Origin of the sequence: Streptococcus sp. 1001283B150225_161107_H12 (assembly GCF_015552665.1) — a bacterium.
In the GTDB taxonomy this organism is placed as follows: domain Bacteria; phylum Bacillota; class Bacilli; order Lactobacillales; family Streptococcaceae; genus Streptococcus.
The window spans coordinates 548,313-574,312 of sequence record NZ_JADNFC010000001.1 but is presented as its reverse complement, the minus strand read 5'-3'; the positions used below and the strand labels follow the sequence as shown (position 1 = coordinate 574,312).

General features: G+C 41.3%; 23 protein-coding genes. 11 read left to right on the top strand and 12 right to left on the bottom strand.

The window, feature by feature from the left end; all coding sequences use genetic code 11:
- The gene (locus I2C87_RS02630) at positions 1 to 711 is read right to left on the bottom strand and encodes an ABC transporter ATP-binding protein (RefSeq protein ID WP_195323870.1); all 711 of its coding nucleotides are present in this window, start codon (positions 709 to 711) and stop codon (positions 1 to 3) included.
- Between the two features lie 158 nt (positions 712 to 869).
- On the opposite strand from I2C87_RS02630, the gene I2C87_RS02625 reads away from it, so the two are divergent.
- Together I2C87_RS02625 and I2C87_RS02620 are read left to right on the top strand one after the other, a co-directional pair.
- Positions 870 to 1,541 (top strand): response regulator transcription factor, encoded by a 672-nt coding sequence (locus I2C87_RS02625; RefSeq protein WP_195323869.1) that lies wholly within the window; start codon positions 870 to 872, stop codon positions 1,539 to 1,541.
- Positions 1,526 to 2,602 carry a sensor histidine kinase gene (locus I2C87_RS02620; protein ID WP_195323868.1) on the top strand — a complete coding sequence of 359 codons (1,077 nt, stop codon included), beginning with the start codon at positions 1,526 to 1,528 and terminating at the stop codon, positions 2,600 to 2,602. The genes I2C87_RS02625 and I2C87_RS02620 overlap by 16 nt, the downstream gene beginning before the upstream one ends.
- A 102-nt stretch (positions 2,603 to 2,704) precedes the next feature.
- Here the strand turns inward: I2C87_RS02620 and I2C87_RS02615 are convergent, their stop codons facing one another.
- The gene (locus tag I2C87_RS02615; RefSeq protein WP_195323867.1) at positions 2,705 to 3,643 is read right to left on the bottom strand and encodes a CPBP family intramembrane glutamic endopeptidase; all 939 of its coding nucleotides are present in this window, start codon (positions 3,641 to 3,643) and stop codon (positions 2,705 to 2,707) included.
- A gap of 263 nt (positions 3,644 to 3,906) precedes the next feature.
- Here I2C87_RS02615 and I2C87_RS02610 point away from each other — a divergent pair, with 263 nt between their 5' ends.
- The 3 genes from I2C87_RS02610 to I2C87_RS02600 all read left to right on the top strand — a co-directional run bounded on the left by I2C87_RS02610 (position 3,907) and on the right by I2C87_RS02600 (position 8,159).
- Positions 3,907 to 6,111 (top strand): ABC transporter substrate-binding protein/permease, encoded by a 2,205-nt coding sequence (locus I2C87_RS02610; RefSeq protein WP_195323866.1) that lies wholly within the window; start codon positions 3,907 to 3,909, stop codon positions 6,109 to 6,111.
- Positions 6,111 to 6,851: an amino acid ABC transporter ATP-binding protein gene (locus I2C87_RS02605; protein ID WP_048690604.1), complete on the top strand. Its 741-nt coding sequence runs from the start codon at positions 6,111 to 6,113 to the stop codon at positions 6,849 to 6,851. The genes I2C87_RS02610 and I2C87_RS02605 overlap by 1 nt, the downstream gene beginning before the upstream one ends.
- Positions 6,852 to 7,004: 153 nt before the next feature.
- Positions 7,005 to 8,159: an MFS transporter gene (locus I2C87_RS02600; protein ID WP_048716164.1), complete on the top strand. Its 1,155-nt coding sequence runs from the start codon at positions 7,005 to 7,007 to the stop codon at positions 8,157 to 8,159.
- Between the two features lie 38 nt (positions 8,160 to 8,197).
- Here the strand turns inward: I2C87_RS02600 and I2C87_RS02595 are convergent, their stop codons facing one another.
- The 4 genes from I2C87_RS02595 to asnS form a co-directional block, all read right to left on the bottom strand.
- Positions 8,198 to 9,934: an ABC transporter ATP-binding protein gene (locus I2C87_RS02595; RefSeq protein ID WP_195323865.1), complete on the bottom strand. Its 1,737-nt coding sequence runs from the start codon at positions 9,932 to 9,934 to the stop codon at positions 8,198 to 8,200.
- Positions 9,931 to 11,667: an ABC transporter ATP-binding protein gene (locus I2C87_RS02590; RefSeq protein WP_195323944.1), complete on the bottom strand. Its 1,737-nt coding sequence runs from the start codon at positions 11,665 to 11,667 to the stop codon at positions 9,931 to 9,933. The genes I2C87_RS02595 and I2C87_RS02590 overlap by 4 nt, the downstream gene beginning before the upstream one ends.
- Positions 11,668 to 11,783: 116 nt before the next feature.
- Positions 11,784 to 12,983, bottom strand: coding sequence for an MFS transporter (locus I2C87_RS02585; RefSeq protein ID WP_195323864.1), 1,200 nt, complete (start codon positions 12,981 to 12,983; stop codon positions 11,784 to 11,786).
- Between the two features lie 270 nt (positions 12,984 to 13,253).
- The gene (gene asnS / locus I2C87_RS02580) at positions 13,254 to 14,597 is read right to left on the bottom strand and encodes an asparagine--tRNA ligase (RefSeq protein ID WP_037616614.1); all 1,344 of its coding nucleotides are present in this window, start codon (positions 14,595 to 14,597) and stop codon (positions 13,254 to 13,256) included.
- Positions 14,598 to 14,893: 296 nt separating this feature from the next.
- On the opposite strand from asnS, the gene I2C87_RS02575 reads away from it, so the two are divergent.
- Positions 14,894 to 15,946, top strand: a complete 1,053-nt coding sequence (locus tag I2C87_RS02575; RefSeq protein WP_195323863.1) for a cell surface protein — start codon at positions 14,894 to 14,896, stop codon at positions 15,944 to 15,946.
- A 192-nt stretch (positions 15,947 to 16,138) separates the two neighbouring features.
- Here I2C87_RS02575 and I2C87_RS02570 read toward each other — a convergent pair whose 3' ends face one another.
- A complete protein-coding gene (locus tag I2C87_RS02570) occupies positions 16,139 to 17,317 on the bottom strand; it encodes a pyridoxal phosphate-dependent aminotransferase (protein WP_195323862.1) in 1,179 nt (392 codons plus the stop codon).
- A 298-nt stretch (positions 17,318 to 17,615) separates the two neighbouring features.
- On the opposite strand from I2C87_RS02570, the gene I2C87_RS02565 reads away from it, so the two are divergent.
- The gene (locus I2C87_RS02565; protein ID WP_023026886.1) at positions 17,616 to 18,062 is read left to right on the top strand and encodes a MarR family winged helix-turn-helix transcriptional regulator; all 447 of its coding nucleotides are present in this window, start codon (positions 17,616 to 17,618) and stop codon (positions 18,060 to 18,062) included.
- A 337-nt stretch (positions 18,063 to 18,399) separates the two neighbouring features.
- Here the strand turns inward: I2C87_RS02565 and yaaA are convergent, their stop codons facing one another.
- Positions 18,400 to 19,128 carry a peroxide stress protein YaaA gene (yaaA, locus tag I2C87_RS02560; RefSeq protein WP_195323861.1) on the bottom strand — a complete coding sequence of 243 codons (729 nt, stop codon included), beginning with the start codon at positions 19,126 to 19,128 and terminating at the stop codon, positions 18,400 to 18,402.
- A 98-nt stretch (positions 19,129 to 19,226) separates the two neighbouring features.
- Here yaaA and I2C87_RS02555 point away from each other — a divergent pair, with 98 nt between their 5' ends.
- The 4 genes from I2C87_RS02555 (at position 19,227) to I2C87_RS02540 (ending at position 22,475) form a co-directional block, all read left to right on the top strand.
- Positions 19,227 to 19,667, top strand: a complete 441-nt coding sequence (locus I2C87_RS02555; RefSeq protein ID WP_416385280.1) for a DUF1836 domain-containing protein — start codon at positions 19,227 to 19,229, stop codon at positions 19,665 to 19,667.
- Positions 19,668 to 19,669: 2 nt separating this feature from the next.
- Positions 19,670 to 20,317 carry a PAQR family membrane homeostasis protein TrhA gene (gene trhA, locus I2C87_RS02550; protein ID WP_048788819.1) on the top strand — a complete coding sequence of 216 codons (648 nt, stop codon included), beginning with the start codon at positions 19,670 to 19,672 and terminating at the stop codon, positions 20,315 to 20,317.
- 88 nt (positions 20,318 to 20,405) lie between these two features.
- Positions 20,406 to 21,674 carry a PLP-dependent aminotransferase family protein gene (locus I2C87_RS02545; RefSeq protein WP_195323860.1) on the top strand — a complete coding sequence of 423 codons (1,269 nt, stop codon included), beginning with the start codon at positions 20,406 to 20,408 and terminating at the stop codon, positions 21,672 to 21,674.
- Positions 21,675 to 21,812: 138 nt separating this feature from the next.
- Positions 21,813 to 22,475, top strand: coding sequence for a hypothetical protein (locus I2C87_RS02540; RefSeq protein ID WP_048716187.1), 663 nt, complete (start codon positions 21,813 to 21,815; stop codon positions 22,473 to 22,475).
- A 97-nt stretch (positions 22,476 to 22,572) separates the two neighbouring features.
- On the opposite strand, the gene I2C87_RS02535 is transcribed toward I2C87_RS02540, so the two are convergent.
- From I2C87_RS02535 to I2C87_RS02520, 4 genes are all read right to left on the bottom strand, one after another.
- Positions 22,573 to 23,232, bottom strand: coding sequence for an MmcQ/YjbR family DNA-binding protein (locus tag I2C87_RS02535; RefSeq protein WP_195323859.1), 660 nt, complete (start codon positions 23,230 to 23,232; stop codon positions 22,573 to 22,575).
- Between the two features lie 76 nt (positions 23,233 to 23,308).
- Positions 23,309 to 23,944, bottom strand: a complete 636-nt coding sequence (locus I2C87_RS02530) for a copper homeostasis protein CutC (RefSeq protein ID WP_195323858.1) — start codon at positions 23,942 to 23,944, stop codon at positions 23,309 to 23,311.
- 109 nt (positions 23,945 to 24,053) lie between these two features.
- Positions 24,054 to 24,656 (bottom strand): hypothetical protein, encoded by a 603-nt coding sequence (locus I2C87_RS02525; protein WP_229046114.1) that lies wholly within the window; start codon positions 24,654 to 24,656, stop codon positions 24,054 to 24,056.
- A 164-nt stretch (positions 24,657 to 24,820) separates the two neighbouring features.
- Positions 24,821 to 25,585 (bottom strand): (S)-acetoin forming diacetyl reductase, encoded by a 765-nt coding sequence (locus tag I2C87_RS02520; protein WP_009730834.1) that lies wholly within the window; start codon positions 25,583 to 25,585, stop codon positions 24,821 to 24,823.
- Positions 25,586 to 26,000 lie beyond the last annotated feature (415 nt).

The window sequence follows — 26,000 nt, the reverse complement described above, 5'->3', positions numbered from 1 at the left end:
TTATTCACCTTCTTTCCCTTCGAGCGCCTTAAAATATGCTTCCTCAAAAGATCCAAACTGTTTCAAAATATCTTTTGTAGGAGCATCAATAACAATTTTCCCATTAGAAATACCAACTAGATGATCTACAGTTAATTCTAACTCACTCATATAATGACTTGTCATTAAGACAGTTTTACCTTCATTGACAAAAGACTGCAAAAAATTGCGTACCCAGCGTATACCCTCTGGATCTAGTCCATTGATTGGTTCATCTAAAATTAAGATATCAGGATTTGCTAATAAGGCTGTTGCTAACCCAAGACGTTGCTTCATTCCTAACGAATAATCTTTTACTTTTTTATTTTTAGCTTCACTTAACCCCACCAACTCTAAACATTCGTTGCACCTATTTCTGTCAACACCACAAGCCAAGCCAATCCACCGAAGATGCTGAAATCCTGTTCTTGTTGGATAAGGTTGACAACTATCTAGGAATGATCCAACAATACCAAAAGGATTATCTCCCAATTGAGAGTATTTTTTGCCATCGATCAATGCCATTCCCATTTGACTATTTTCTAAACCAAGTAAAATTCTAATTAAAGTTGATTTTCCGGATCCATTCGGTCCAATCAATCCAGTAATCTCACCTTTCTTGGCTTTGAAAGACACGTTCTGAAGGACAATTTTATTATTATATTCCTTATGTAGCTTTTGAATTGTTATCATTCATTCTTTTTCCTTTCTGACTTTTAGTGAAATTCCACCTTCACTTGGAGCAAGTATAACAGGAGAAAATCAGGAAATTCTCAGAATAATTATTTTTTTCATTTCTAACAAATCGAATTCTATATTTGCTATAATATGCTCATATAATTGGAGGAACTATGAAATATAAAATTTTAGCCATTGACGATGATGAAAAAATCTTACGATTAATAGCGAATGCATTAAAAGCGAACAACTTTCACGTGGAAACTCGTAAATATATAGAGGAGATCAATATCTGCGACTTTACTGGATTCGATCTAATTCTACTTGATGTCATGATGCCTATTTCTGGTTTAGAAATCTGTCGTTCCATTCGTTCACAAATTACTACTCCAATTCTATTTCTAACCGCTAAAGATTTTGAAGAAGATTTACTAAAAGGAATTCAAGCTGGTGCAGATGATTACATCACAAAACCATTCAGCATAAAGGAATTGATTGCAAGAATTCAAATGCATCTTCGTAGAGAAGAAAGATCACACCACTCCTCTAAAGAAGAGATGGAGTCAAATATAACTTTTTATCGAGATAGTCAAGAAGTTTATTATCAATCAAAGAGAATTTCATTGACCAAGAGAGAGTTTGATTTACTTTATCTTTTAGCAAAAAATAAGAACCGAATATTTAGCATAGAAGAACTTTACAATTACCTCTATCCTGTAGACTCTGATGCACAACTACGATCCATTACTGAATACATCTATCAAATCAGACAAAAATTTAAGATCCATCAAATTGACCCCATCAAAACAATATGGGGAGGAGGATACAAATGGAAAAAGAATTGACAATCAAGCAACTCATTAAGCGTACCTACCTTAAAATCATTTGGCAATTTCTTCTATGTCTGATACTTTTTTACATAGTTCCAGCTCTTCTATCTTCTGTATCTGGAATTAATGAGAAAAATGCCAATCACTTTGCTTTATTTTTTAGCGTCAGTTCTTGGATTTATCTTTGCATCATTTTAATTTTTATCATTGTAATAAATATTAGACAATTATTAACCAAGATTCAAACAGAAATGAACATGGTTTATCATAGTGGTCTATATTTCACCAAAAATGAACATCACCATTTGCAGATTAAAGAATTCATTGAAACAAACGATCTGATCGAAAAAATGCAATCTGAAATAAAAAATAGAATTCAAAATGAAAAAGATCAAAAAAAAGAACTCATGTTTCAAGTATCTAGCGCTGCACATGATCTTCGTAGCCCTCTAACTGTTATCAGGGGAAATGCTGAATTCTTACAATCCACTAAGCAAACACCGCAAACAATGGAATGTCTAAAAGATCTTGAGCAAGCAAGTATTCAATTAAACGATTATTTTAACCACTTTATCCAATACTCCAAAACCTTTTACGACCATGATATTCAACTTGAAAAAATATCAATTCAACAAGTAGCTCATCAATTGAAGGAACAGATCACTCCTTTACTCCCCAAAAATACACAATTTGCTTTTTCAAACATAGTAACTCCATCAACACAAATTGCCATTCATTCCAATCTATTTTTTCGAGCAATCTCCAATATTATTAATAATGCAATACAACATCAAAAAGAAAATGATGCAAAGATCCAGCTAACAATGTCACAAGAAAATAATCGATTAGTTCTAACCATATGGAACAATCAATCTACTTTTTCAAAAAGTGTTTTACAACATGCTGGAAATCTTTTCTATAAAGAGGACCAAGCAAGAACACCCTCTCAAGAAAGTCACTTTGGACTTGGTTTATCTTTCGTGAAACGCGTCATGAAACTTCATAATGGAACTATGCATTTAGAAAATACTCATAATGGTGCACAAGTCAAGCTAATCATTCCCATTATTATATAGAAAAAGCCGAACTCATCAATATGTGTTCGACTCAGAATGCAGACAAACGTCATTTTTGGTGTTTGTCTTTTTCATATATGACTTTCAGACATTACACAGAGGTTAGTCATCAAACTTTTCTTTCCTCTCCCCTAAGCGATAAACAATCACTAGGGATAAAAGGAGAACAATAGTGGTGATAAGCGATCCTTCTGCTCCAAATTCCCCTCCGGTCAGCCAGTCAGGTCCTGATCCCATGGTAAAACTAAAAATCGAAGCATCTGCGCCCGTCCCACTGACTTGAAAACCAAGGAGATTCCCTTGTACATAGTTCCAAGTACCGTGTTGGGCAACCACTAGCCAGATACTATCGGTGTAGATAAGGAGAAGACCAGCTAGAACTCCATCGAGGATGATATTCAGTACGGATAAGAAGGTCACTCCTGAATTTCCCAGATGAAGAAAGCCAAAGAGACTACTAGAAATCGCGATCGCTAAAGGCAAATTAGTTCTTGCAGCAATCCGAGTTAGGAGCCAACCCCGCGTCGCCACTTCTTCCGTTCCTCCTTGAAGGAGCCAAAATGGGAATAAGCCTAGAATAAAGAGGATGGGTTCTAAACTTAATTCATTAAGCTCAAAAGACCCAATTCCACCCAACTGGTAGACAAGGGCAATCACACCCATTTGAAGCAGTGAAAGCAAAATCCCCCAACCTAGATACTTGAGCCAATTCTTTTTTATAAAACCTAAAGTCGATAGAGGATTCTTCTCAATGAACTTCACCCAAAAAATAAAGAGTAAAAGAATGAATACAAAACTGAAGAGCTCATAATAAAGAAAATAATGGTAGAAAAATTCTTGGACACTCGCTCCTCCATTACCTGGTGAAAAGAGTTCTGTTAAAAACTCTAAAACTATAGAAAATGGTCCTACAAATTCACTTCCAAACCAAAGTCCACCTTCAACAAATAGAAAGGTTAAAAACACATAGAATAGTGTAGAAACAAGTACTGGCCATGAGGTGTTAATTTTTATATCTTGAATGATCTTCCCTTTCTTCATGATCGACCTCCATTTATCTAATAGGTCCATTGTAGCAAAGAAAATCTGAGACTGCAAGATTAGGTCATGTTAGATAACCTGACATTAGTTGATTGAATTTCTTGATTTTAGGTTTCATTTATGATATGATAATACTTGTAAAAAATAAATGATTGAAATTCATACTTGTTTTCAGTATGAATTCTTTATTTTTTTGAGCCCTTTTGGGTATCCCTTCCATTGCTCTTCTCGAGACCAGTGGATTAGATATAAAGGAGAACGAAATGAAGAAAAAACTAGTAGCATGTTTGCTTTTCTTATTTCCACTATTCGCCTTTGCGAGTCAAGCACAGGCTGAAACTGTAAAAGTCGTTTTCGATACAGCATATGCGCCCTTCGAATTCAAAGACTCAGACCAAGTTTATAAAGGAATTGATGTTGAAATCTTGGATAAGGTCGCTGAAATTAACGGATGGACCTTAGAAAAATCGTTCCCAGGCTTTGATGCAGCGGTCAATGCAGTTCAAGCTGGTCAAGCCGATGCCATTATGGCAGGGATGACCAAGACCAAGGAACGTGAGCAAGTCTTTGCTATGTCTGATACCTACTATGATACAAAAGTCGTGATTGCAACCAAGAAAGCAAATAAAATCACTTCCTATGACCAGCTTAAAGGCAAAACAGTTGGTGTCAAAAACGGTACAGCTGCTCAACGCTTCCTTCAAAAGAACAAGGATAAGTACGGTTATACGATCAAGACCTTCGATACCAGTGATTTGATGAACAATAGTTTATCAACTGGTGCAGTGAATGCCATTATGGATGACCAACCTGTTATCGAATACGCCATTAAGCAAGGCCAAGATCTTTCTATTAATATGGAAGGGGAAGCTGTCGGAAGCTTTGCCTTTGGGGTCAAGAAGGATGGTTCTCATGAAAACCTCATTAAACAATTCAATACAGCTCTTGCTCAAATGAAGAAAGATGGTACATTGGACCAAATTATTGAAAAATGGACTGGTAGCAGCCAATCATCATCTTCAACAACAACTACCGCTAGCACTTCTGCTGTTCCTGAAACGAGCACTGAAGCAGGACAAAAAGCAACTCCAAAGAAGAAAACCTACAAAATTTCTAGCGATTCCTCTTTTGCTCCCTTCGTCTTCCAAAATGATCAAAGTAAATACACTGGGATTGATATGGAATTGATTAAGGCCATTGCCAAAGACCAAGGCTTTACACTAGAAATTAGCAACCCTGGTTTTGATGCTGCCGTCAGTGATGTTCAGAATGGAAATGCGGACGGAATGATTGCCGGCATGACTGTAACAGATGCTCGTAAGGCAACTTTTGACTTCTCTGACCCATACTACACAACCAATTCGATCCTAGCAGTTCAAGAAAGTAGTAAGATTTCTTCCTACGAAGATCTAAAAGGAAAAACAGTTGGTGTCAAAAATGGTACTGCTTCTCAAACTTTCCTCGAGGAAAACAAGAGCAAGTATGGCTATAAAATCAAAACCTTCTCAGATGGGGCTTCTATGTATGACAGTTTGAACTCAGGTTCTGTAGCTGCCATCATGGATGACGAACCTGTTATCAAATACGCCATTAAACAAGGACGTAAATTCAAAACACCTATCGAAGGTACTCCAAGTGGTCAGATTGCCTTTGCTGTTCAAAAAGATTCAAACCCTGAATTGATTGAAATGTTTAACAACGGTTTGGCCAACTTAAAAGAAAGTGGCGAATACCAAAAGATCTTGGATAAATACCTTTCAAGCGATAGCGAAGAAACAACTGAATCTACTTCAGTAGATGAAACGACTATCTGGGGCTTGCTCCAAAACAACTACAAACAATTGTTAGGTGGATTAGGTGTCACTATCGCCCTTGCTTTAATATCCTTCGCAATCGCTATGGTTGTTGGGATTATCTTCGGAATGTTTAGTGTCAGTCCTTATAAATGGCTTCGTTGGACTGCTGAGATCTTCGTCGATGTCATCCGTGGTATCCCACTGATGATCCTTGCTGCCTTCATCTTCTGGGGAATTCCCAATTTGATCGAGTCCATGACGGGTCACCAATCCCCAATCAATGACTTCCTTGCAGGTACCATCGCTCTCTCTCTCAATGCTGCTGCTTATATCGCTGAGATTGTTCGAGGAGGGATTCAAGCAGTCCCTGCTGGTCAAATGGAAGCGAGTCGAAGCCTCGGGATCTCTTATAGCAAGACCATGCGCAAGATTATCTTGCCTCAAGCAACTAAACTGATGCTTCCAAACTTCGTCAACCAATTCGTTATTGCACTGAAAGATACGACTATCGTGTCTGCGATCGGTTTAGTCGAGCTCTTCCAGACTGGTAAGATTATCATCGCTCGAAACTACCAAAGTTTCAAGATGTATGCGATCCTTGCCGTCTTCTACCTCGTCATCATTACCTTATTGACACGCTTTGCAAAACAATTAGAAAAGAGGGCTAACTAATGGCTAAATTAAAAATTGATGTCCATGACCTCCACAAATATTACGGTGAAAACGAGGTCCTTAAAGGCATCTCAACAAAATTCTACGAAGGAGATGTGGTTTGTATCATCGGACCATCTGGTTCTGGTAAATCCACCTTCCTACGCAGTCTCAATCTTCTCGAAGAAGTAACCAAGGGACAGATTACCGTGAACGGCTATGATCTTACTGATCCAAAAACCAACATTGATATCGTCCGTGAAAATGTCGGGATGGTCTTCCAGCACTTCAACCTCTTCCCTCATATGAGTGTCATCGAAAACATCATGTTTGCTCCTTTGGAGCACAAACGCATGAGTCGTGAAGAAGCTAAGGAATTAGCGATGGAACTCTTGGAAAAGGTTGGACTGGCTGACAAAGCTGATGTCTCTCCTGATAGCTTGTCAGGTGGTCAGAAACAGCGGGTGGCCATTGCGCGTGGTCTCGCTATGAAGCCAGACGTCATGCTCTTTGACGAACCGACTTCTGCTCTTGACCCTGAGATGGTCGGAGATGTACTAAACGTTATGAAGGACTTGGCTAAACAAGGCATGACCATGATTATTGTTACCCACGAGATGGGATTTGCTCGCCAAGTAGCCAATCGTGTCATCTTTACCGCTGATGGGGAATTCCTCGAAGATGGCAAACCAGACCAAATATTCGACAACCCACAACACCCACGATTGAAAGAATTCTTAGATAAAGTCTTAAACGTCTAATAGAAATAAAAAACTGGAGTTAAACCTCCAGTTTTTTTCTTCTCTTAATTATAAAAATATTAAGAAATTTCATTTAAATAACTTGCTAAATGAAGCAAAAAACTATACCATAGTAGAGTGTCTTTTGACCAAATATGTGACTGAAGGATGATTATGAAAAAATTATTAGAAAAGGTTAGTATCCTTTCTTTATCTCTTGTATTAACAACGTCTTTTTCGATTTCTAGCGCACTTCCCTATATGTTTGAATACTATAAGGATCTCCCTAAAAGTCAGATCGAACTCTTGGTATCCCTTCCATCCGCTGGGATTATGCTCACCCTCTTTCTCAACACCTTTATCGAACGCTTCTTGGATGAGAGAAAGATGATTATCACTGGTCTGTTAATCCTCTCAATCTTCGGAATGGTCCCTTTCATTAACCAAGCTTATCCTATCCTCTTCATCTCTCGTTTCATCTTTGGAATGGGTGTCGGTTTGATCAATGCTAAGGCTATTTCAATTATCAGCGAACGCTATCATGGACGTGAACGAGTCCAAACTCTTGGATTTCGTGGTTCTGCCGAGGTCGTAGGGACAGCCCTCGTCACTTTATTAGTCGGCTTCCTCCTCCAATTCGGCTGGACTTCTAGCTTCCTAGCCTACGGGGCCGGCTTAATCGTTCTCTTTCTCTTCATGACCTTTGTCCCTTACCACCAGCAAGAAGAAAGTCAGCATACACAAGCCAATCAGAAAGAACCACTCCAAAAAGAAGAATGGAAGTTAACTATTATTTTGGCCATTGTAGCCGCAATGATTGTCCTTTGCAACGTCGGAGTAACTCTTCGCATTCCAAGTATTGTCGCCTACACGTTCAAGGATCAGCATAATTCAGCCAGCTTCATTCTAAGTGCTATGCAATTAATCGGAATTCTAGCTGGTCTCACCTTCTCTGGCCTTGTACATTTGTTCAAGAGCAAATTGATCACTTATGCCGGGATTGCTTACGGATTCTCCATGATGGCTGTAGCCCTTTCTCCAAGTATCCCTCTTCTTGCTCTATCCGCCCTCTTCTCCGGCTATACGTATAGCACTGCTCTCACCATGGTTTTCCAAATCTTGTCAGCCAAAATTCCTGCGAAACGATTAAACCAAGTGACCTCTGTAGCCGTCTTGGGCTGTAGCTTTGGAGCGGCCATTACACCTTTCGCTCTCAATACCATCGGTCTCATCTCAGACAGCAACGCTTTCATCTTTACCGTATTAGGTTTTGCTATGGCTCTCTTGGCCTTCTCTCTTCTCTATCTTTTAAAAGATCAGCAGGATTAAACACAAAAGACTGGACAAAGATCCAGTCTTTTACTGTCTTAATTACTAGAAAGTTGGGCAGTTTGCATTTTGTAATAAACACCTCTTTGAGCCATCAACTCCGTATGATTCCCATGTTCAACGATATTTCCATCTACCATGACTAGGATGAGATCCGCATTTTCAATTGTAGACAGGCGATGGGCAATCACAAAGCTGGTCCGACCCACCATTAACTTATGAAAGGCATCTTGAATAAGCAACTCTGTCCGCGTGTCGATGGAAGAGGTCGCCTCATCTAGGATCAGGATCTTAGGTACTGCAAGAAAGACCCGAGCAATAGTCAGAAGCTGTCTTTGTCCTTGAGAGAGGGAGTCTCCAGCATCGGCTAGATAGGTATCATAGCCATCTGGAAGCTGTTGAATAAAGAAATCAGCATTGGCAGCTTTTGCTGCTTGGACCACTTCTTCCCGACTTGCATCAGGTCGACCAAAGGCGATATTCTCATGAACCGTTCCAACTTTGAGCCAAGTCTCTTGGAGCACCATCCCAAACTGCTTGCGATAGCTTGCTAGACTATAGCTATTTACAGCTTCATTATCTAAGCGCAACTGCCCCTGATCCACATCATAGAATCGCATGAGAAGATTAATCAATGTAGATTTCCCAGCCCCAGTTGGACCAACAATGGCTACCTTACTAGCCGGCGGGATAGAAATGGAAAGATCCTTTATGAGTGTCTGATCAGGGCGATAACCAAAGCTGACATGATCAAATTGGACAGCTCCTTCGACAGCGTCTTCTTGCAAGTCTCTCTTGCCACTTTCTTTCACTTCCTCTTGGTCTAGGATACTATAGAGACGCTCTGCACAAGCTAAGGCGCTCTGCAGTTCAGCAAGGACAGAGGAGATGTCATTGAAGGGTTTAGTATACTGATTGACATAGTTGAGAAAGGTTACCAACTGACCAACAGTAAAGCTCGTTCCAGATAGGATACGGACGGCACCAAATCCCGTCACAAGCGCATAAATTAGAGCATTGACAAAGCGCGTCGCAGGATTAACGGTGGAGGAGTAAAAAATCGCTTCTTGAGAGCAACCAGCATAGTCGCCATTGATCTCGATAAACTTCCTATGAAATGCAGCCTGAGCATTGAAGGCTTGAAGCAAGCTTTCTTGACTAAGAGATTCTTCAATCATTTGCGTCTGAGCCCCACGCGCCTGGGTCTGCATCCTGAAGAGATGGTAAGAACGCTTGGCAATAAAACGGGCGATAAAGAGTGATAAGGGTGTCAAGATTAAGACCATCCCCATCATCATCCAATCCAATCGGGCCATACTGGCAATGGTCACTAGAATCGTAAGAAGACCAACAAAGAACTGACTGAAGACCATGAATAAACCATTGTTTAGTTGTTCAACGTCAGTGGTCAAGCGACTGACCAAATCCCCAGTACCTTGACGATCCAGGTAAGATAAAGGTAGGACATGCACTTTCTGGATGACCTTCTCCCTTAAATCCTTACTGTAGCGATAGATCATCTGATTGTAAATTAAAGGATTCAACCATTGAATCAAGGTTGCAAAGAGGATCACTAGACCTATTTGCAAGATAAGTGGGAGTATGAGGTGAGCTGCATCAGGGAGGACCACTAGGTCCACTGCCCGCCCGATCAGGATAGGGATATAGACGGTTAACAAGACTTGCAAGATGGTTCCCAGACTGGCTAAGATTAGCCAGATGGGCTGCTTGGCTAAGTCAGCAAGCAAGCGCCGTAAATATGTCTTTTGTTTCATTCTGCCCCCTCCTCTCTCTTCTGTTGGGAGAAATGAATCTCTTGGTATAAAGGATTGGTTGCCACCAAGTCCTCATGACTTCCTAGGCAGACTTGACGACCTTTATCTAAGACGAGAATTTGCTCAGCACTTCGTAGACTATTGGTCCGCTGCGAAATGAGAATGAGGCTTGTCTCCGTCAATTCCTCTTTTAGAGCCTGTAAAAGTCGTGCTTCTGTCAAATAGTCCAAGGCAGATGTAGAATCATCCAAGACCAAAATTGGTGCTTTGCGAAGGATAGCACGTGCTACGGTCAAACGTTGACGTTGACCACCGGAAAAATTCCGTCCAAAAGCTTCTACGGGAGCCTCTAGTCCTCCCGCTTTCTCACGGACGAAATCAGCTGCTTGCGCAACTCCCAAGGCCCACCACAACTGCTCTTCATTCGCTTCCTCATTTAATCCCAGCGTTAGATTGGAACGAATACTTCCTTTAAAGAGCTCTGCTTTTTGAGGAACTACTGCTACCCAGTCACGCCACTGACGAAGGGTCTTGGGACTCTGACCATCCTTAAAGAGACTTACACTCCCGTGGCTTGGGCTATAAAGATGCCCTAGCAATTGAACCAGAGTGGACTTCCCTGATCCTGTCCCTCCAATAATTCCCAAGGTTTGACCCTTGTTCAGGGATAAGTGAATCCCTTCTAAGGATGGTTTTGCGGCTAAAGGATAGGTAAAGACAAGGTCTTGGATCTGTAGCGCCAGCTGAGGGTCAGAAACAGATACATCATCCAACTCTTGATCCAGCTCTTCACTTTTCTCATCAAAGACCTGGACTATCCGACCAGCAGCAATATAGCTTTGGTTGAGCGATGTCACCAACATCGCTAACTTCAGTAATTCCGTCAAAATTTGAAGCAGGTAATTGACCAAAGCGACCAACATTCCTTGACTGAGCCTCCCCATTTGAATGGAGGCTTGTCCCTGCCAAAGAATACAAATCAAAGTCCCGTTCACGACTAAGAAGGTCATAGGACTAATCAAACTAGACCATTTAGATACTAGTAATTGCCATTTGGTATAGTCTTGGGTGACCTCATTAAACTCTGCTTCTTCATGAGCTGCCTGCCCAAAGGCACGGATAACCCTCATCCCTTGTAACTGCTGACGCGTAATGGTAACCATTCGATCCGTAATTTTCCTGATGCGCACATAAAGAGGATTGACCAAACGAGACATAAGGACAATGATTAGGGTTAAGAGAGCAACCATACCAATAAACCACAGGGTCAGTTGCGGATTAATGGTGAAGGCCATAAAAATAGATCCGAAAACGACAATTGGCGCTCGGAGAAATAGACGTAAAAATAGATTAATCCCCGTTTGAATCTGATAGGTATCACTGGTTAAGCGCGTCACGAGACTTGAAGTGGTTAAACGGTCTCTTTGCTCCTTAGACAAGCTGAGAATCTTCTCATATAGGTCATTAGTCAATTCCTTGGTATAGCCTACCGCTGCCTTCGAAGAAAAATATTGGGCTGTTATCGCTACAAGAACCCCAAAACCAGCAAAAACAAATAAGAGACCAACCAGTCCAAGCATCCCCCCTTGATCCTGACGGGGGATGAGCTGATCGACTAGATGGGCAATTAAAAGTGGAACCAGTAATTCAAAAGTTGCTTCTAACAACTTGAAAAACGGTCCCAGTACGGCTTCTTTTTTATAATTCCTGAAGTATTTCAATAAGTCTTTCATACTAGTCATTTTTCTTTCTAAAGGATGTACTTATTTTACCATAATTTAGAAAGATAAAAAAACTCCCCCTGCAAAGCAGAGAGAGTCGAATAATGACCTGATGAAGGCCAGCAATTTTATTCCGTCTTCGTTCCCTTGTTTAAGATCTTGCCCATTTTCCCCAATCCAATCACTAAGATTGGGAAAGAGATGAGTGTTATCAGGCCTAGCACAAGAAAAACAGCTACAAATCCACAAGTATCAATCAACCAACCAGTCAGTGGGAAGATCACGATCATGGAAAGACTAAACATCATGGAGTTGATACTCAGCATGGTTGCTCGTACACTGGAAGGAAGATAAGCTTGTAACTCATTGTAGTAAATAGGTTGATAAACTGCGTATAGTGCATTGGTCAAGATATAGACACTCAGATAGGCGAATGGAGTCCTTACACCTACCAAAAGCAAGGCCAAACCTGTCAGCGCCACTAGGATTGGAAAGACTTGATTACTATTCCATTTTTTCCCGATTTGACTGGCCAGATAAACCGCTAGGAGATTGAATCCACTACCAATCAACATGATGAGCGAAACTTGCCAACTGGCCAAGTCACTGATTTTCTGTTGGTAGTAAAAATAAAACATGCACATGATGGTTCCTACCAGCTGATAGGTGAGCATCCAGTAAAAAAGTACTGGTTTTTCCTGCCATTCTTGTTTCACTACTACCAATATCCTTTTTAAGGTCAAATGATTTCTTTCACCACTCTTGCTCTCTGGCTCCTTCATCAGAAAAATCAAGACTATGGAAAGCAAGGAAAGACCAATAGCAATTAGGTAGGTCCAAGCCAATGCTCCATGGACAAAGAAGCCTGCCACAACGGTACCTAAAGTTCGGGTGACTTCGGCCACACCTGACAAAAAGCTAGAAATCTGAAGATACCGGTCCTTTTGACCCGCTTCTACCGCAGAATCATATAAGAAAGCGGTACTGGTCCCCGAGTCAAAATTATAAGACCAAGCACTGACCATCATAGAAATCGCATAGATCCAAAAATTCCCCTGACCAAACAAGATCAAGATAGAGGATCCAATGCTGGCCAAGCGAGCCAAATAGAGATTGGTCTTGTAGCTAAAGCGATCTGCCAACATACCGGATGGGATCTCGCACAAGAGGCTGGTCCCATGAAAGATACTCTCTAATAGACCGATTTGAAGCAAGGAAAGACCATTTTGGATGAAGAATAAAATCCAAAAACTAGTAATTCCGAAATAAGATGTAAATTCCAGACCTGCTAGGAGTGGAATATTGCCTTTGTAAGTTCTTTTAAACATTGTTTTCTCTCTTTCAATATGTAATATGATTGTTTCTAAAAGACTTACTTAGATTTGCCTACATTTTCTCCACCTCTTTCATTTAAAGTAATACTCAATGAAAATCAAAGAGCAAACTAGGAAGCTAGCCGCAAGCTGCTCAAAACACTGTTTTGAGGTTGTGGATAGAACTGACGAAGTCAGTAACATATATACGGCAAGGTGAAGCTGACGTAGTTTGAATTTGATTTTCGAAGAGTATAAAAACGCCAGACGGCGTTTTTATGGTTCTTAAGGTTTGATACGGTGCAACATACGTGGGAATGGAATAGCTTCACGGATGTGTTTTGTACCAGCTGCGAAGGTGACCATACGCTCGATACCGATACCAAATCCACCGTGTGGAACTGTACCATATTTACGGAGGTCAAGGTAGAATTCATATTCTGTACGATCCATACCTAGTGATTCCATCTTCGCTACAAGAGCATCGTAGTCTTCCTCACGCATAGAACCACCGATGATTTCTCCATAGCCTTCTGGTGCGAGCAAGTCTGCACAAAGCACGCGATCTGGGTTACCAGGAACTGGCTTCATATAGAAGGCCTTGATATCTGCTGGGTAGTTAATGACAAAGGTTGGTACACCAAAGTGGTTTGAAATCCACGTTTCGTGTGGTGAACCGAAGTCATCACCATGTTCAAGATGTTCGTAGTCCGCATCTTCATCGTTCTCATGCTCTTGCAAGAGATCAATGGCTTCATCGTAAGTAATGCGTTTGAATGGCTCAGCAATGTAGCGTTTCAAGAGCTCAGTATCACGCTCCAATGTTTCCAAGGCTTGAGGAGCACGGTCCAACACACCTTGGAGCAAAGCTTTAACATAAGCTTCTTGCAAGTCAAGTGACTCATCATGTGTCAAGTATGAGTACTCCGCATCCATCATCCAGAACTCAGTCAAGTGACGGCGAGTCTTAGATTTTTCAGCACGGAATACTGGACCAAAGTCAAAGACACGACCAAGCGCCATAGCACCTGCTTCCAGATAAAGCTGACCTGATTGGCTCAAGTAAGCTGGAGTACCGAAGTAGTCTGTTTCAAAAAGTTCAGTTGAATCTTCTGCAGCATTTCCTGAAAGAATTGGGCTATCAAACTTCATGAAGCCATTCTTATCAAAGAATTCATAAGTTGCATAGATGATAGCGTTACGGATTTGCATAACAGCAACTTGTTTGCGTGAACGCAACCACAAGTGACGGTTGTCCATCAAGAAGTCTGTTCCGTGTTCTTTTGGAGTGATTGGGTAATCTTGAGATTCACCGATCACTTCGATGTCTGTAATATCGAGCTCATAACCAAATTTAGAACGCTCGTCTTCTTTGACAATCCCTGTTACGAAAACAGATGTTTCTTGGCTTAGACGTTTGATGGTGTCAAATTTTTCAAGACCTACTTCTTCGCCGAATTTTTCGATAAAGTTTGGTTTGAAAGCAACACCTTGGAAGAAGGCCGTTCCGTCACGCAATTGCAAGAAAGCGATCTTCCCTTTTCCTGATTTATTCGCAACCCAAGCACCGATGGTCACTTCTTGACCGACGTAGTCTTTTACTTCGATGATGGTAATCCGTTTTGTCATAATACATCTTCCTTTTCTCATTGTACTTGTCCGAAGACATGGTCATCTTTCATTTTACCACAAATAATAGCTGATAGCTATCTCTCACAAGCTAAAAATCCGTCTTTTTTAACGAAAGCTGACTTTTTTTAAGAAAAGTCAATCAACTTTTTCAAATTCTTGAACCGATTTAAATATTTTATCCTATATTTTGATTTTTCAAAGGAAAATCCTATCTTTTTAGGTCTTTCTAGCAGTCGTTTTTGACAAGTCAAAAGCTTACAAGTTATACTAACAGTATGTATAAGGAGGAAAATATGAAAAAGAAAATTCAACTCACTACGGGATTGTGTGCAGCTGTTTTAGCCCTCAGTCTTGCGACAACCACATTTGCGGATGAGCAGACAGCACCTATCACTGCTCCTATTTCTGAAAGACAAGATACGGTTACTCCTGTTTCAGCAACTTCAGAGAGTTCAGTTGCTACAGTTACAAACGAAGCAACAGCTCCACTTCCTAGCGAAGAGACAGTAACCCCAACAGTTGAGGAATCAACCCCAGCTCCTGCTGAAACACCGGTAGATCCACGGATCTCCGAAATTCGTGTCATCCATCGTCGTCGGACTCTGAAACCAGACTTTTCTCCAATTGCATCTTCTACAGATGTCGTCTACAAGACCGTTGAAGCCCGTGCTTTCACCGAATATGACGTTTCTGGAAATGGACCAGCAACCGTTACAGACGAAAATGGAAAAACCTGGTATCGAGTGAGATATTCTGAGCTTGATATTAAAGATGGATTCCATTACAAGAGCGCTCCTGAAAAAGGAACTGCTACCGCGCCCGTTATTGAAGTCATTCATCTCTATGACGATATCGATTTGAATCCTGAAGTTGTAAAACGTGCTCGTTTTGTAGATGATAAGGGACAAGAAATTGCGCCTTCTCAAGAAAACAGTGTCGAGCGGAGCCTTGATTTGGCTTATGAAGCTGGTCTTCCAACAGCACCTGCTCAGATCCAAGCTAATGGAAAAACTTATACCTTCCAATCAGCTGACAAAGGGGAACTGACCTCCCATAAACTCCATGTTTCTAACCTAGTTACTGTAACCTATTTCTATAAAGAAGTGACAAGCCCAGTTGTTGAGAAACCTGTGACTCCTTCTACTCCAGAAAAACCTGTTCAGAAACTTCGTCTTCCAAAAGGAAATAATGGTGTAAAAACCCGCGTACCTGTTAGCAAGAAGACTCAAGCAAAACCATCTAGTCCAGAAGTGAAAAAATTCCGCCTCCCAAAAGGAAACAATGGGACTAAGACCCGTGTCCCTGTGAAAAAGGCAAACACAATTCTTTCTGTCGATTACTTATAATTGTAAAGAAAAGAGGCTGGGACAAAAGTCCTAGCCTCTCAATTGTCTTTGGATTGTCGAGCAAGACGCAGTGGTTGAGTGGGCTCTACTACGCTGATTTTATCAGCTTTTACAGCCCTACTCAACTGTGCGGAGGTGGGACGACGAAATCGAATTCTAACGAATTACCGATTTCTGTCCCACTCTCTTATTTTAATTCTCCATAAACTGGTGCAAGCGGCGAACAGCTTCTTTCAACGTTTCCAGGTCAGTTGCATAGCTAAGACGGACATTTTCTGGGGCTCCAAATCCAGCACCTGTAATAAGGGCAACACCCACTTCTTCCAGAATGGCAGTTGCAAACTCTGTCACATCGGTATAGCCTTTCATCTCCATGGCTTTTTTGACATTTGGGAAGAGATAGAAAGCTCCTTGCGGCTTGATGACATCAAAACCTGGAACCTCGCACAAAAGAGGATATATGGTGTTCAAACGCTCCTCAAAGGCTTGACACATCACCTCTACCGAGTCTTGTGGACCTGTCAAGGCTTCAATCGTAGCATACTGTGAAACAGCCGTCAGGTTGGAAGTTGTTTGACCAGTCAGTTTACTCATAGCTGCGATGATTTCAGGATCACCCACCGCATAACCAACCCGCCACCCTGTCATGGCATAGGCTTTTGAAACACCGTTAATGACAACCGTTTGTTTGCGGATGGCTTCGGATAAGCTTGAAATCGGAACAAACTCATTGCCGTTATAGACTAGGCGACCATAGATATCATCCGCTAAGATAATAATGTCATGTTCGACAGCCCAATTTCCAATGGCTAGGAGTTCGTCCTTGCTATAAATCATCCCCGTCGGATTAGAAGGAGAGTTTAAGACCAAGACCTTAGTTTTCTCCGTCCGAGCTTCTTCCAATTGCTCAACGGATACCTTAAAATCATTGGCTTGGTGTCCCTTAACATAGACAGGAACCCCTTCTGCCATTAGGACCTGGTCTCCATAGCTGACCCAGTATGGTGTCGGGATAATAACCTCATCACCTGGATTGAGCACAGCCATAAAGAAGGTATAGAGGGAAAACTTCGCTCCAGTCGCAAAGGTGACTTGATTTGGTGAAACGGAATATCCATAGTAGCGTTCGAAATAGGTATTAACAGCAGCCTTTAATGCTGGAAGGCCAGAAGCAACCGTATAAAAGGAAGCCCGTCCATCCCGAATAGCTTGAACTGCAGCATCTTGAATATTCTCAGGAGTGTGAAAATCAGGCTGGCCCAAGGTTAGAAAGAGGATATCTTTTCCTTCTGCCTTTAATTTTTTTGCTTTGGCATCACTTGCCAGGGTGACACTTTCTTCCATCTTTAATACACGATCAGAAATTTTCATACCTTACCTACTTTCTATCTGGGACTAGTTCCAGACGAACCAATTTAGACTTAGACTCTACCAGAAACTGTCTACAATACCTATATTATACACCATAGATTAGACTTGGAGCAAGATTTTACTAAGGATTCAAAGAAACTTTACTACTCCTTACTATTCGACAAAAAAATAATTTGACACTAAAGTTAACAGTCATTTTTTCTTCTGTTGATAAATCCATTATCTTGTCACCCGCCTGTAATCTATTTGATATTAAGGCTTAATAGCGTCTAATACTATTTATTGCTAAAATGATAGTATGAAGAATTTAGAAAAACTATTTGAAGAAGCCCAAACAGAATTAAAAACCATGATTGTCTTTCACAAGGCGGAACGGACTTTTCGTGCAGCAGAGTCTCATGTCTTTAAGGATCATCAGTTGACCCCTACTCAGTTTTCCGTTTTGGAAACCTTGTACAGTAAGGGGGATCTCCGTATCCAGAACCTGATTGACAGTATTTTAGCGACCTCTGGAAATATGACCGTCGTGATTCGAAATATGGTGCGTGATGGATGGATCAAGCGCGAAATCGATCCAGATGACCGTCGTGCTTGTATCGTTTCTTTGACAGAAAAGGGCCGTAAAAAAATTATCGAAGTTCTTCCTGATCATATACGTAATGTTCAAAAAGTCATGGGTGTCTTTAGCGAAGAAGAGCAAAAACAACTTCAAACTCTTCTGAAAAAATTAAAGGGCTCCCACTAAATTCTAACCATTCAATTAGTCGTGTTCATAGCCAACTAACTACAGTTGCCAGCTATGAACACGTTTTTTGATTCTTGAAAAAAAGTACTAGTCTCTGTTGACTAGTACCTTAAAAAGATTTTTTGAGTCATTAAGCAGAGTTAAAACTTTCCGCTGTGAGAAAAGTGCCTGAAACAATTATGTTTCAGGCACTCGGAATTATTGAGACCTTAGGCTCAAAAATTAGTCATGGAACTTTGAAGAAGTTCGCTGACGTCCGTACTCACCTAAGGAAAGTTTTTAAGAGTGCTTTGCCTCCAATCTGATGTACTAGTAGTTGCTGACTAGTACCTTTTATTTACTCATATTTCACAAAGACTAATTGTTTGTCAGTCGATAAATCATCCTGGTAGGCAAAGCCATTAAAGCTTAACTGCTTCATCTCTTCGACCTTCGTGATCTGCTTCTCTAGTAAGGCTGTCACAAAAGCCCCACGCGCTTTCTTAGAAATGGTCGAATGCACCTTCAACTGACCATTTTTCTCTTCTAGAAATTTAAAGGTCACCATCCGATCTTGAATCTCCTTAGAAAAGACGGTTTCAAACTCACTGGAAAGCAAAGAAATAATTAGATCTTCCTCCTGAAGAGCTTGATCATAGCTAGCCTTCCAAAAAGTCTTTAAGGATTTCCCCTGGACCTTAAGCTTCATGAGAAAGTCCAAACGATGGGGAGCAATCGGAGTAAGGGCCGGAATCACCCCATAAAGAGCTGAGGTGATTAAGAGATGGTCTTGCACATAAGCCGCTTCTGCTTCCGTCCAGTCCGTACGGCGGATATTCCGGTACATGAGACCGTCGAAGAGATTCAAAGCTGGATAGGTCTTAGCTGTACCCGACTTGAGCGCTTGGATTCGTTGCTCTTCTTCACTTGCCCGCTCTTCAGAAATCTTATAAAGTGAAGCTAACTCTTCTAGAGATAGTGCAGCTAAGGCATCGATGACCGCTTGTGTCTCATTTGATACAGGATGACCCGTTTTTTCTGGGGTATCCAGATTCATTTCTTTTGCTGTTGGAATTAATAGTTTCATAGGATTATTGTACCATATTTCATTTTCGCTTGACATAAAATTACCATCATGTTATCATCTAGTTATTAAAACTAGATAACAAAGAGGTAATAACTATTATATTCAACTACAGTTATCCCAAGTGGGAAGAAATTCCTGATATAGATCTTTATTTGGACCAAGTCCTCCTCTATGTCAATAAGGTGTGTGCGCCTTTTATCTCAGAAACAGACAAGGGCTTGACGGCTTCCATGGTCAATAATTACGTTAAACACGGCTATCTGCCAAAACCAGATAAGAAGAAATACAAGCGACAGCAAGTTGCCCGTCTCATTGCTATTACAACCTTAAAGACGGTTTTTTCGATTCAAGAGATCGCAGCTACCTTGAACCTCTTGCAGAGTCAAGCCAGCTCCGCAGACCTCTATAATAGTTTTGTGGACTTTCTTCATGAAGAGAAAGAACCTTTAGCACCTATTATCGGCTCTGCCTGTCGTACCGTGCTACTCTACCAAGAAACCCTATCCTATATCCATGTTCATTCTGAGGAGGAAAAATAAAAGTGAATTATGCTAGTAAATTAAGTAAACGATTATCCTTTGGGGAAGAAATCGCTAATAGTGTCACCCATGCAGTTGGTGCCGTTTTGATGCTCTTTCTCCTTCCAACTTCTGCTATTTATAGTTATGAAACACATGGGACTTTAGCAGCTGTCGGGACTTCAATTTTTGTCATCAGTCTCTTTCTCATGTTTCTCTCATCGACCATCTACCATGCCATGGCCTATGACTCACCTCAGAAGTATGTCTTACGGATCATCGATCACTCCATGATTTATATTGCCATTGCAGGTAGCTACACACCCGTCGTCCTTTCTCTCATGAACAACTGGTTCGGCTATGCCATTATCCTGATTCAATGGGGGACGACTATCTTCGGAATTCTTTATAAGATTTTTGCTAAGAAGGTAAATGAAAAATTCAGCTTGGCCCTCTATTTGATTATGGGATGGTTGGTGATTTTCATTATCCCTCAAATCATCAGCCAGACAAGTCCAACCTTCTGGGGCTTGATGCTGATGGGTGGCCTATGTTACACAGTTGGAGCTGGATTTTACGCCAAAAAGAAACCTTATTTCCACATGATTTGGCATCTCTTCATCTTAGCCGCTTCTGCTCTCCAATATATCGCGATTGTGTATGTCATGTAAGACAGTGACTCTCTTATAGGGAGTCACTTTTTAGTTGCTTTTTTACATCCAATTGACTACAATAAAGAAAAATTGTACGGGGACAGTTATGACAACCAAATACCAAAAGATTTTTACAACATTGAAAAACCAGATTGACCAGGGGATCCTAAAAACTGGAGACCGCCTGCCTTCTGTTCGCCAACTAGCCAGTCAGTATGCCTGTAGCAAAGACACCGTCCAACGGGCCCTTCTCGAGCTCAGCTACAAGAACTACATCTATGCCAAGCCCCAAAGCGGCTATTATGTCCTGGAGGAAGAAACTGGAAAGCACACAGACCTACCTCTTCGCCTCAAGGAAGATCGATTCCAGGCCTTTGAAGACTTTCGGACTTGTATCAACGAAACCCTTGTCGGTCGTGATAATTACCTCTTCAACTACTATGAAAAGCAGGAAGGTCTAGTCGATCTCCGTCAATCTATTGCCTCTCTCCTTCGAGAAGATGCCATATACACCCAGGAGCAACAAATCGTTATCACCTCAGGAACCCAGCAAGCCCTCTACCTTTTAAGTCAGGTCGCCTTCCCAAACCAAAAAGAAGAAATCCTAGTAGAGCAACCAACCTACTACCGTATCAATAAGTTAATTCATGAGCAAGACTTGCCTTACCAAAGCATCAATCGCTTGCCTCAAGGAATTGACTTTGACCAACTGGAAGCCATCTTCAAAAGTGGCAAGATCAAATTTTTCTATACCATTCCCCGCTACCATTACCCGCTGGGACATAGTTATAGCAAACAAGAGAAGGAACAGATATTGGCCTTAGCAGACCTCTATGATGTCTATATTGTCGAGGACGATTACTTGGGAGATTATGATCCACATTTTTCTCCTAGCTTTCATTATCTGGATGCATCCGACCGGGTTATCTACATCAAGTCTTTTTCTACCAGCCTCTTTTCTGCCCTCCGCATCACTTCTATGGTCCTCCCCAAAACGCTTCTTGCCCCTGTCTTAAAACTCAAGGGTACACTCGACTACGAAAGTAACTTGGTCATGCAGAAGGCCTTGAGCCTCTATATTGACAATGGCATGTTTGCAAAAAACAAAGGGCTCCTTCACCAACAACAAGTCATCCAAAAAGAGCAAACTGCTTCTCTACTCCAGCAACATTCCCTGTCCGTCCCCGTATGGCCGGTCATTGGAGGAGTCTTACTAGATTTAAGACAGGTCCCTTCGGTTGCTCGTCTGAAACATAGCGGTCTCCCTCTCCACTTCTTCGAATCTGCCTATATTCAAAACTGTCCCTATGCCTTTGCCCGTATCAATCAGGACAAACTGGAAGAGGTTTTACCCCAAATTGTCTCTTATCTATGATTCAATCCCATCCTTCTATTCTTGAGTTATTTTATATATAAAACTATGTTACAAAAAAATTACATTTATTACAAAAAATGCTTGACATCTGTAACAATAGGAGTATAATCTAAGTCAGAAAGATAAAGAGGTGATATTATGAAACGATCTTTGATTCGTTGGACTGCAGCCTCTCTTGTGGCTGCATCACTTGGACTTGCTTTGGGAGGGTGTGGCTCAAAAGATAAAACAACTTCCTCATCCGAAAAAGCTTCTAGCTCGAAAGTTGAGAAAAAACCAAAAGCTAGCTTGAATAAAAAAGCTACATCTTCTTCTTCTCAAGCAAAAGAAAATACTACTCCTTCAAGTCAGGCAAGTAACTCGCCAGCTTCAACTGAACCGAACAAGGCAGAAGATACATCTTCAACTGATCAAGCAGTTGTTCCTGCAGGACTTGTCGGCACTTGGGTAGGATCTAGCCCTCAGGCGGATAGCATCAAAATGACTATTGAAGCTAATGGAGATATTACAACTGTCGTTAGCTTTAAAAATGATAGTGAACCAACCCGCACAGCTACCTATACTGCAAGAGCTATTCAAGCATCTGGTAATGTCTATTACTGGGAGTCAGAAGGTCTTAATGGCGCAGATGCACTACTTCCTGGTATTACTGGATTAGGAGTAGCAAATTTCCGCTTCAAACCAGGATTTATCCTTGAGGAAGGTCATTATACTCCGATAGCCTTTACAACAGATATCAATACAGAGTTTGACTATAGCAATTACAGAGATTTCCACTTCTCATTGACCAAAGAGCAATAAGTGCAGGAAATTCTTCAATAAAAAAAAAAGAATGTTGACCCCTCAACATTCTTTTTTTATGTATTGTTCACTTTCACAAATCAATTGGGTTAAACCTTTACTTCTTGGTCAAGGTCCAACTCTTGGCCACAAGCTCGAAAAGATGATTATCCTCTACTCGTTCATCCAAGGGAATGCTAATCCAGTACTTCTTGTTCATATGGTAGGCAGGATAGAACGGAGACTCTTCTAAGAGTTGGCTGACATGGTCCAGTTTAAGATTTAAGACCTCAATCTTCCCTTCCTGTCTCGCATCTAGCTTGGACCAGTCAATCTTCATGAGAACGCCAAACCATTTGAGATCTTTTTGATGACGAAAGACACCCGAGTCCGGTGAGCGGTCCCAGAGATATTCGAGGGGACGATCATACTGCTGGCTGATCCAATCCACCAAGCGCTTGGTCTGTGGATACATAAAAACTTTGACAGCAAAACAAGACTTTCTTATATCTTCTAAGGCCTGCTGACAGGCTTCTCTGACTTGCCCCACATATTGACCGACCATCTGGTCCATATGGAGTTGCACATAGTCGTCGCCTGTCTCTTGATCCACTAACCAAAAATCCACTTCCTTACCTTGGACAGTCACATAGAGCTTGAAGTCTCCATCGAGGATTAGTTGCTCATAGTGATAGGCCTCTCCCTGCTCTGAAAACCCATAAGCCAGGGCTTTTTCTTTATCTATACTATATTTCTCAAAATAATCCGGTAAAAACACTGGTCAACTCCTTCTTCTCCAGTATACCAAAAAGAAGCAAAAAATGAGTTGAGAATGGTCCTCAACTCACATAGATTTAAAAGACAACGCGGGTCCCATGGACCTGATCCACTCCTGGAACGTCAAGGAAAAGCTGACGATTCTCCAAGGAGATACCGCCACCTGCCAAGATTTCTACTTGGCCATCCGCTAACTTGGCATACTCTTCGTAGCGTTCCAACCGTTGTTCTAAGTCTGTTTGTGGACTGCCGGCTCTTGTTAATAGTCGGGTCACGCCCACTTCCTTCATCCACTCGATTGTCGACGCTTGATCTTCTAGAGGAATCTGGTCAAATGCCATATGCATGGTCAATTCAAATCCTTGGCTAGCTTGGATGAAACGAAGCATGGCATCTTTATCCAGCTGATTGTCAGCAGTCAAGACACCTACCGCCAAGCCATCAACACCCAAATCACGGGCAACTTTCCAGTCTTCTAACATAATGTCTAGCTCTTGCTCAGAGTATACAAAATCACCACCTCGTGGACGGATCATAACAATAACCTTGCCCTGATACTCTTTAGCAAGCTTTACAGCCTCTTTGATCACAGCATAGCTTGGAGTCGTACCTCCTACCGCTAAGTTATCACATAGTTCTACACGACGTGCTCCTGCTTGAAAAGCTTTTTCTAAAAGAGTCATGTTTTCTGCACAAAATTCATATAGTGGCATCCTAAATCTCCATGTATCTGAAATCGTTTTCTCGTTCTACCTTACTCTTTTTTCTGGGCTTTGTCAAACAGAAAAACCATCGGCTTCATCAGAAACCAATGGTTGATCCTTAATAGGAAATGGGAACGATAATTTGTAATACCATGTTCCCTTTTTCGACCTTCGCAGAATGGATTTGATAGCCACTTGTCGGCAAGGTCAATTGGATTTGATTGCCTGTCATGGTAGCTCTGGTTCCCTCTTGGTTAACTTTTTCAGCAATTTTCGAAGCGACCAAGGCACGTGGAATTGGGAGATGGCCAAGACGGGCCCGTTCTAGGTTTAAGGTCAATTGTTGATCCGTCACACTCGCTGAAAAGTCCATGCTCACCATGGTTTCCACCGGTCCTAGTTCAATCGGCACCTGAACATTGATATAGTCTCCATTCATAGAGACAGCTGTATTGAGGAGTGTTTCATCCGAAACCTCTCCAAGCATTCCTTTAATGACTTGGCGCAATTGAGGAGAATTCAGCTGAAGTTCTGTTTGCAGGCCAGATGTTGTTAAGTCTGCTGTAGAAAGACCTTCTTGGGCTAGATCTACCAGCGAAGTATTCACTGTCACATTTTTAAATTGTTCTTGAGTCGAAACTTTTGCCGGTATCAAGAAAATTGCTAAGACAATCACTAGGAGGAAGGTCAGTCCGATGATTCGTTTGATCCATTTCCACATATGGTCACCTCTTTTCGTTTTAATGGATGGAAGAGAGTTCATCTCTATCACTATTGATCTATTCTTTTTCAAAATATGACTTCTATTCTACCCTAATTTTTCAAAAAAAGCGAACGAGAGGAATAAGGTGCACATAGGACAAAGTCCCAACCTCTGGTTTTATCTTAATGGAATTGCATCCCACCATCCACGATGATGGTTTGTCCTGTGATGTAGTTTGAATCAGGACCTGCAAGGAAGCTAACCGCTGCTGCTACATCTTCAGGTTCTGACAAACGTTTGAGGGTTATATCTTTAGCAAAAGTTTGCATACCCCATTCGTCATCTTTACCAGCGTTCTTACCAACTTCATGAGCGATGTCAAACATCATTGGAGTCTTAACGATACCAGGTGCATACGCATTGACAGTGATGCCTGAATCTGCCAAGTCACGTGCCAATGTTTGCGTAATTCCACGAACAGCGAATTTAGTACCACCATAGACAGTCAAGTTAGGGTTACCAACGACACCAGCCTGTGAGGTGGCATTGATGATTTTTCCTCCATGGCCAAGCGCTTTGAATTGGGCTTGAGCAGCTTGAGCACCCCAAATCACACCACCAACGTTGATGGCAAAAGTGCGCTCAAATTGTTCTTCTGTAATCGTATCAAGTGGTGTAGTTGGTGCAACACCAGCGTTGTTAACGACGACGTTTAAGTCTCCGAAATGATCCACAACTTTTTGGAAAGCTGCAGCCACTTCTGCTTGTTTGGAGACATCCGCAACGACCGCAAAAGCATTTTCAGCTGACAATTCAGCCACTGCTTTTTCCGCTGTTTCAGCGTTGTAATCCAATACTCCGACCTTGAAGCCATCTTGTACCAATCGTTTCGCAATCGCAAAACCGATTCCTTGACCTGCACCTGTGACAATAGCTACTTTAGACATATGATTCCTCCTTGGTATCCCTGATACCAGCAAATGTTCATAGAAGAACAGCAAAGGTTGACAGTCAGTTTTGAGAGAATCTATCATAAGTTCCTTCCAAAACTATGCTAACAGTATACTCCTTTGTGAAATAAGTGTCAAACTCTGGCCTCTTATTATCTAAAATAATTTACAATCTATGTTATCTTTATTTAGTAATAGGTTAACTGATCTAAATAATTTTGAAAGGGGTTTCTTATTTTAACAAAAACAGCTATTTTGGTTATTGTTTTGGGGTTTATTTCATGCTACACTAATCCTAAGAGAATCAAACAATAAGGAGATCAAACAATGAAAGAATTCATGGATAAATTGAATAACCTACCTAAGCCGGTTCAATACATTATTGCCATCATTATTTTCTTTATCGCTTTTT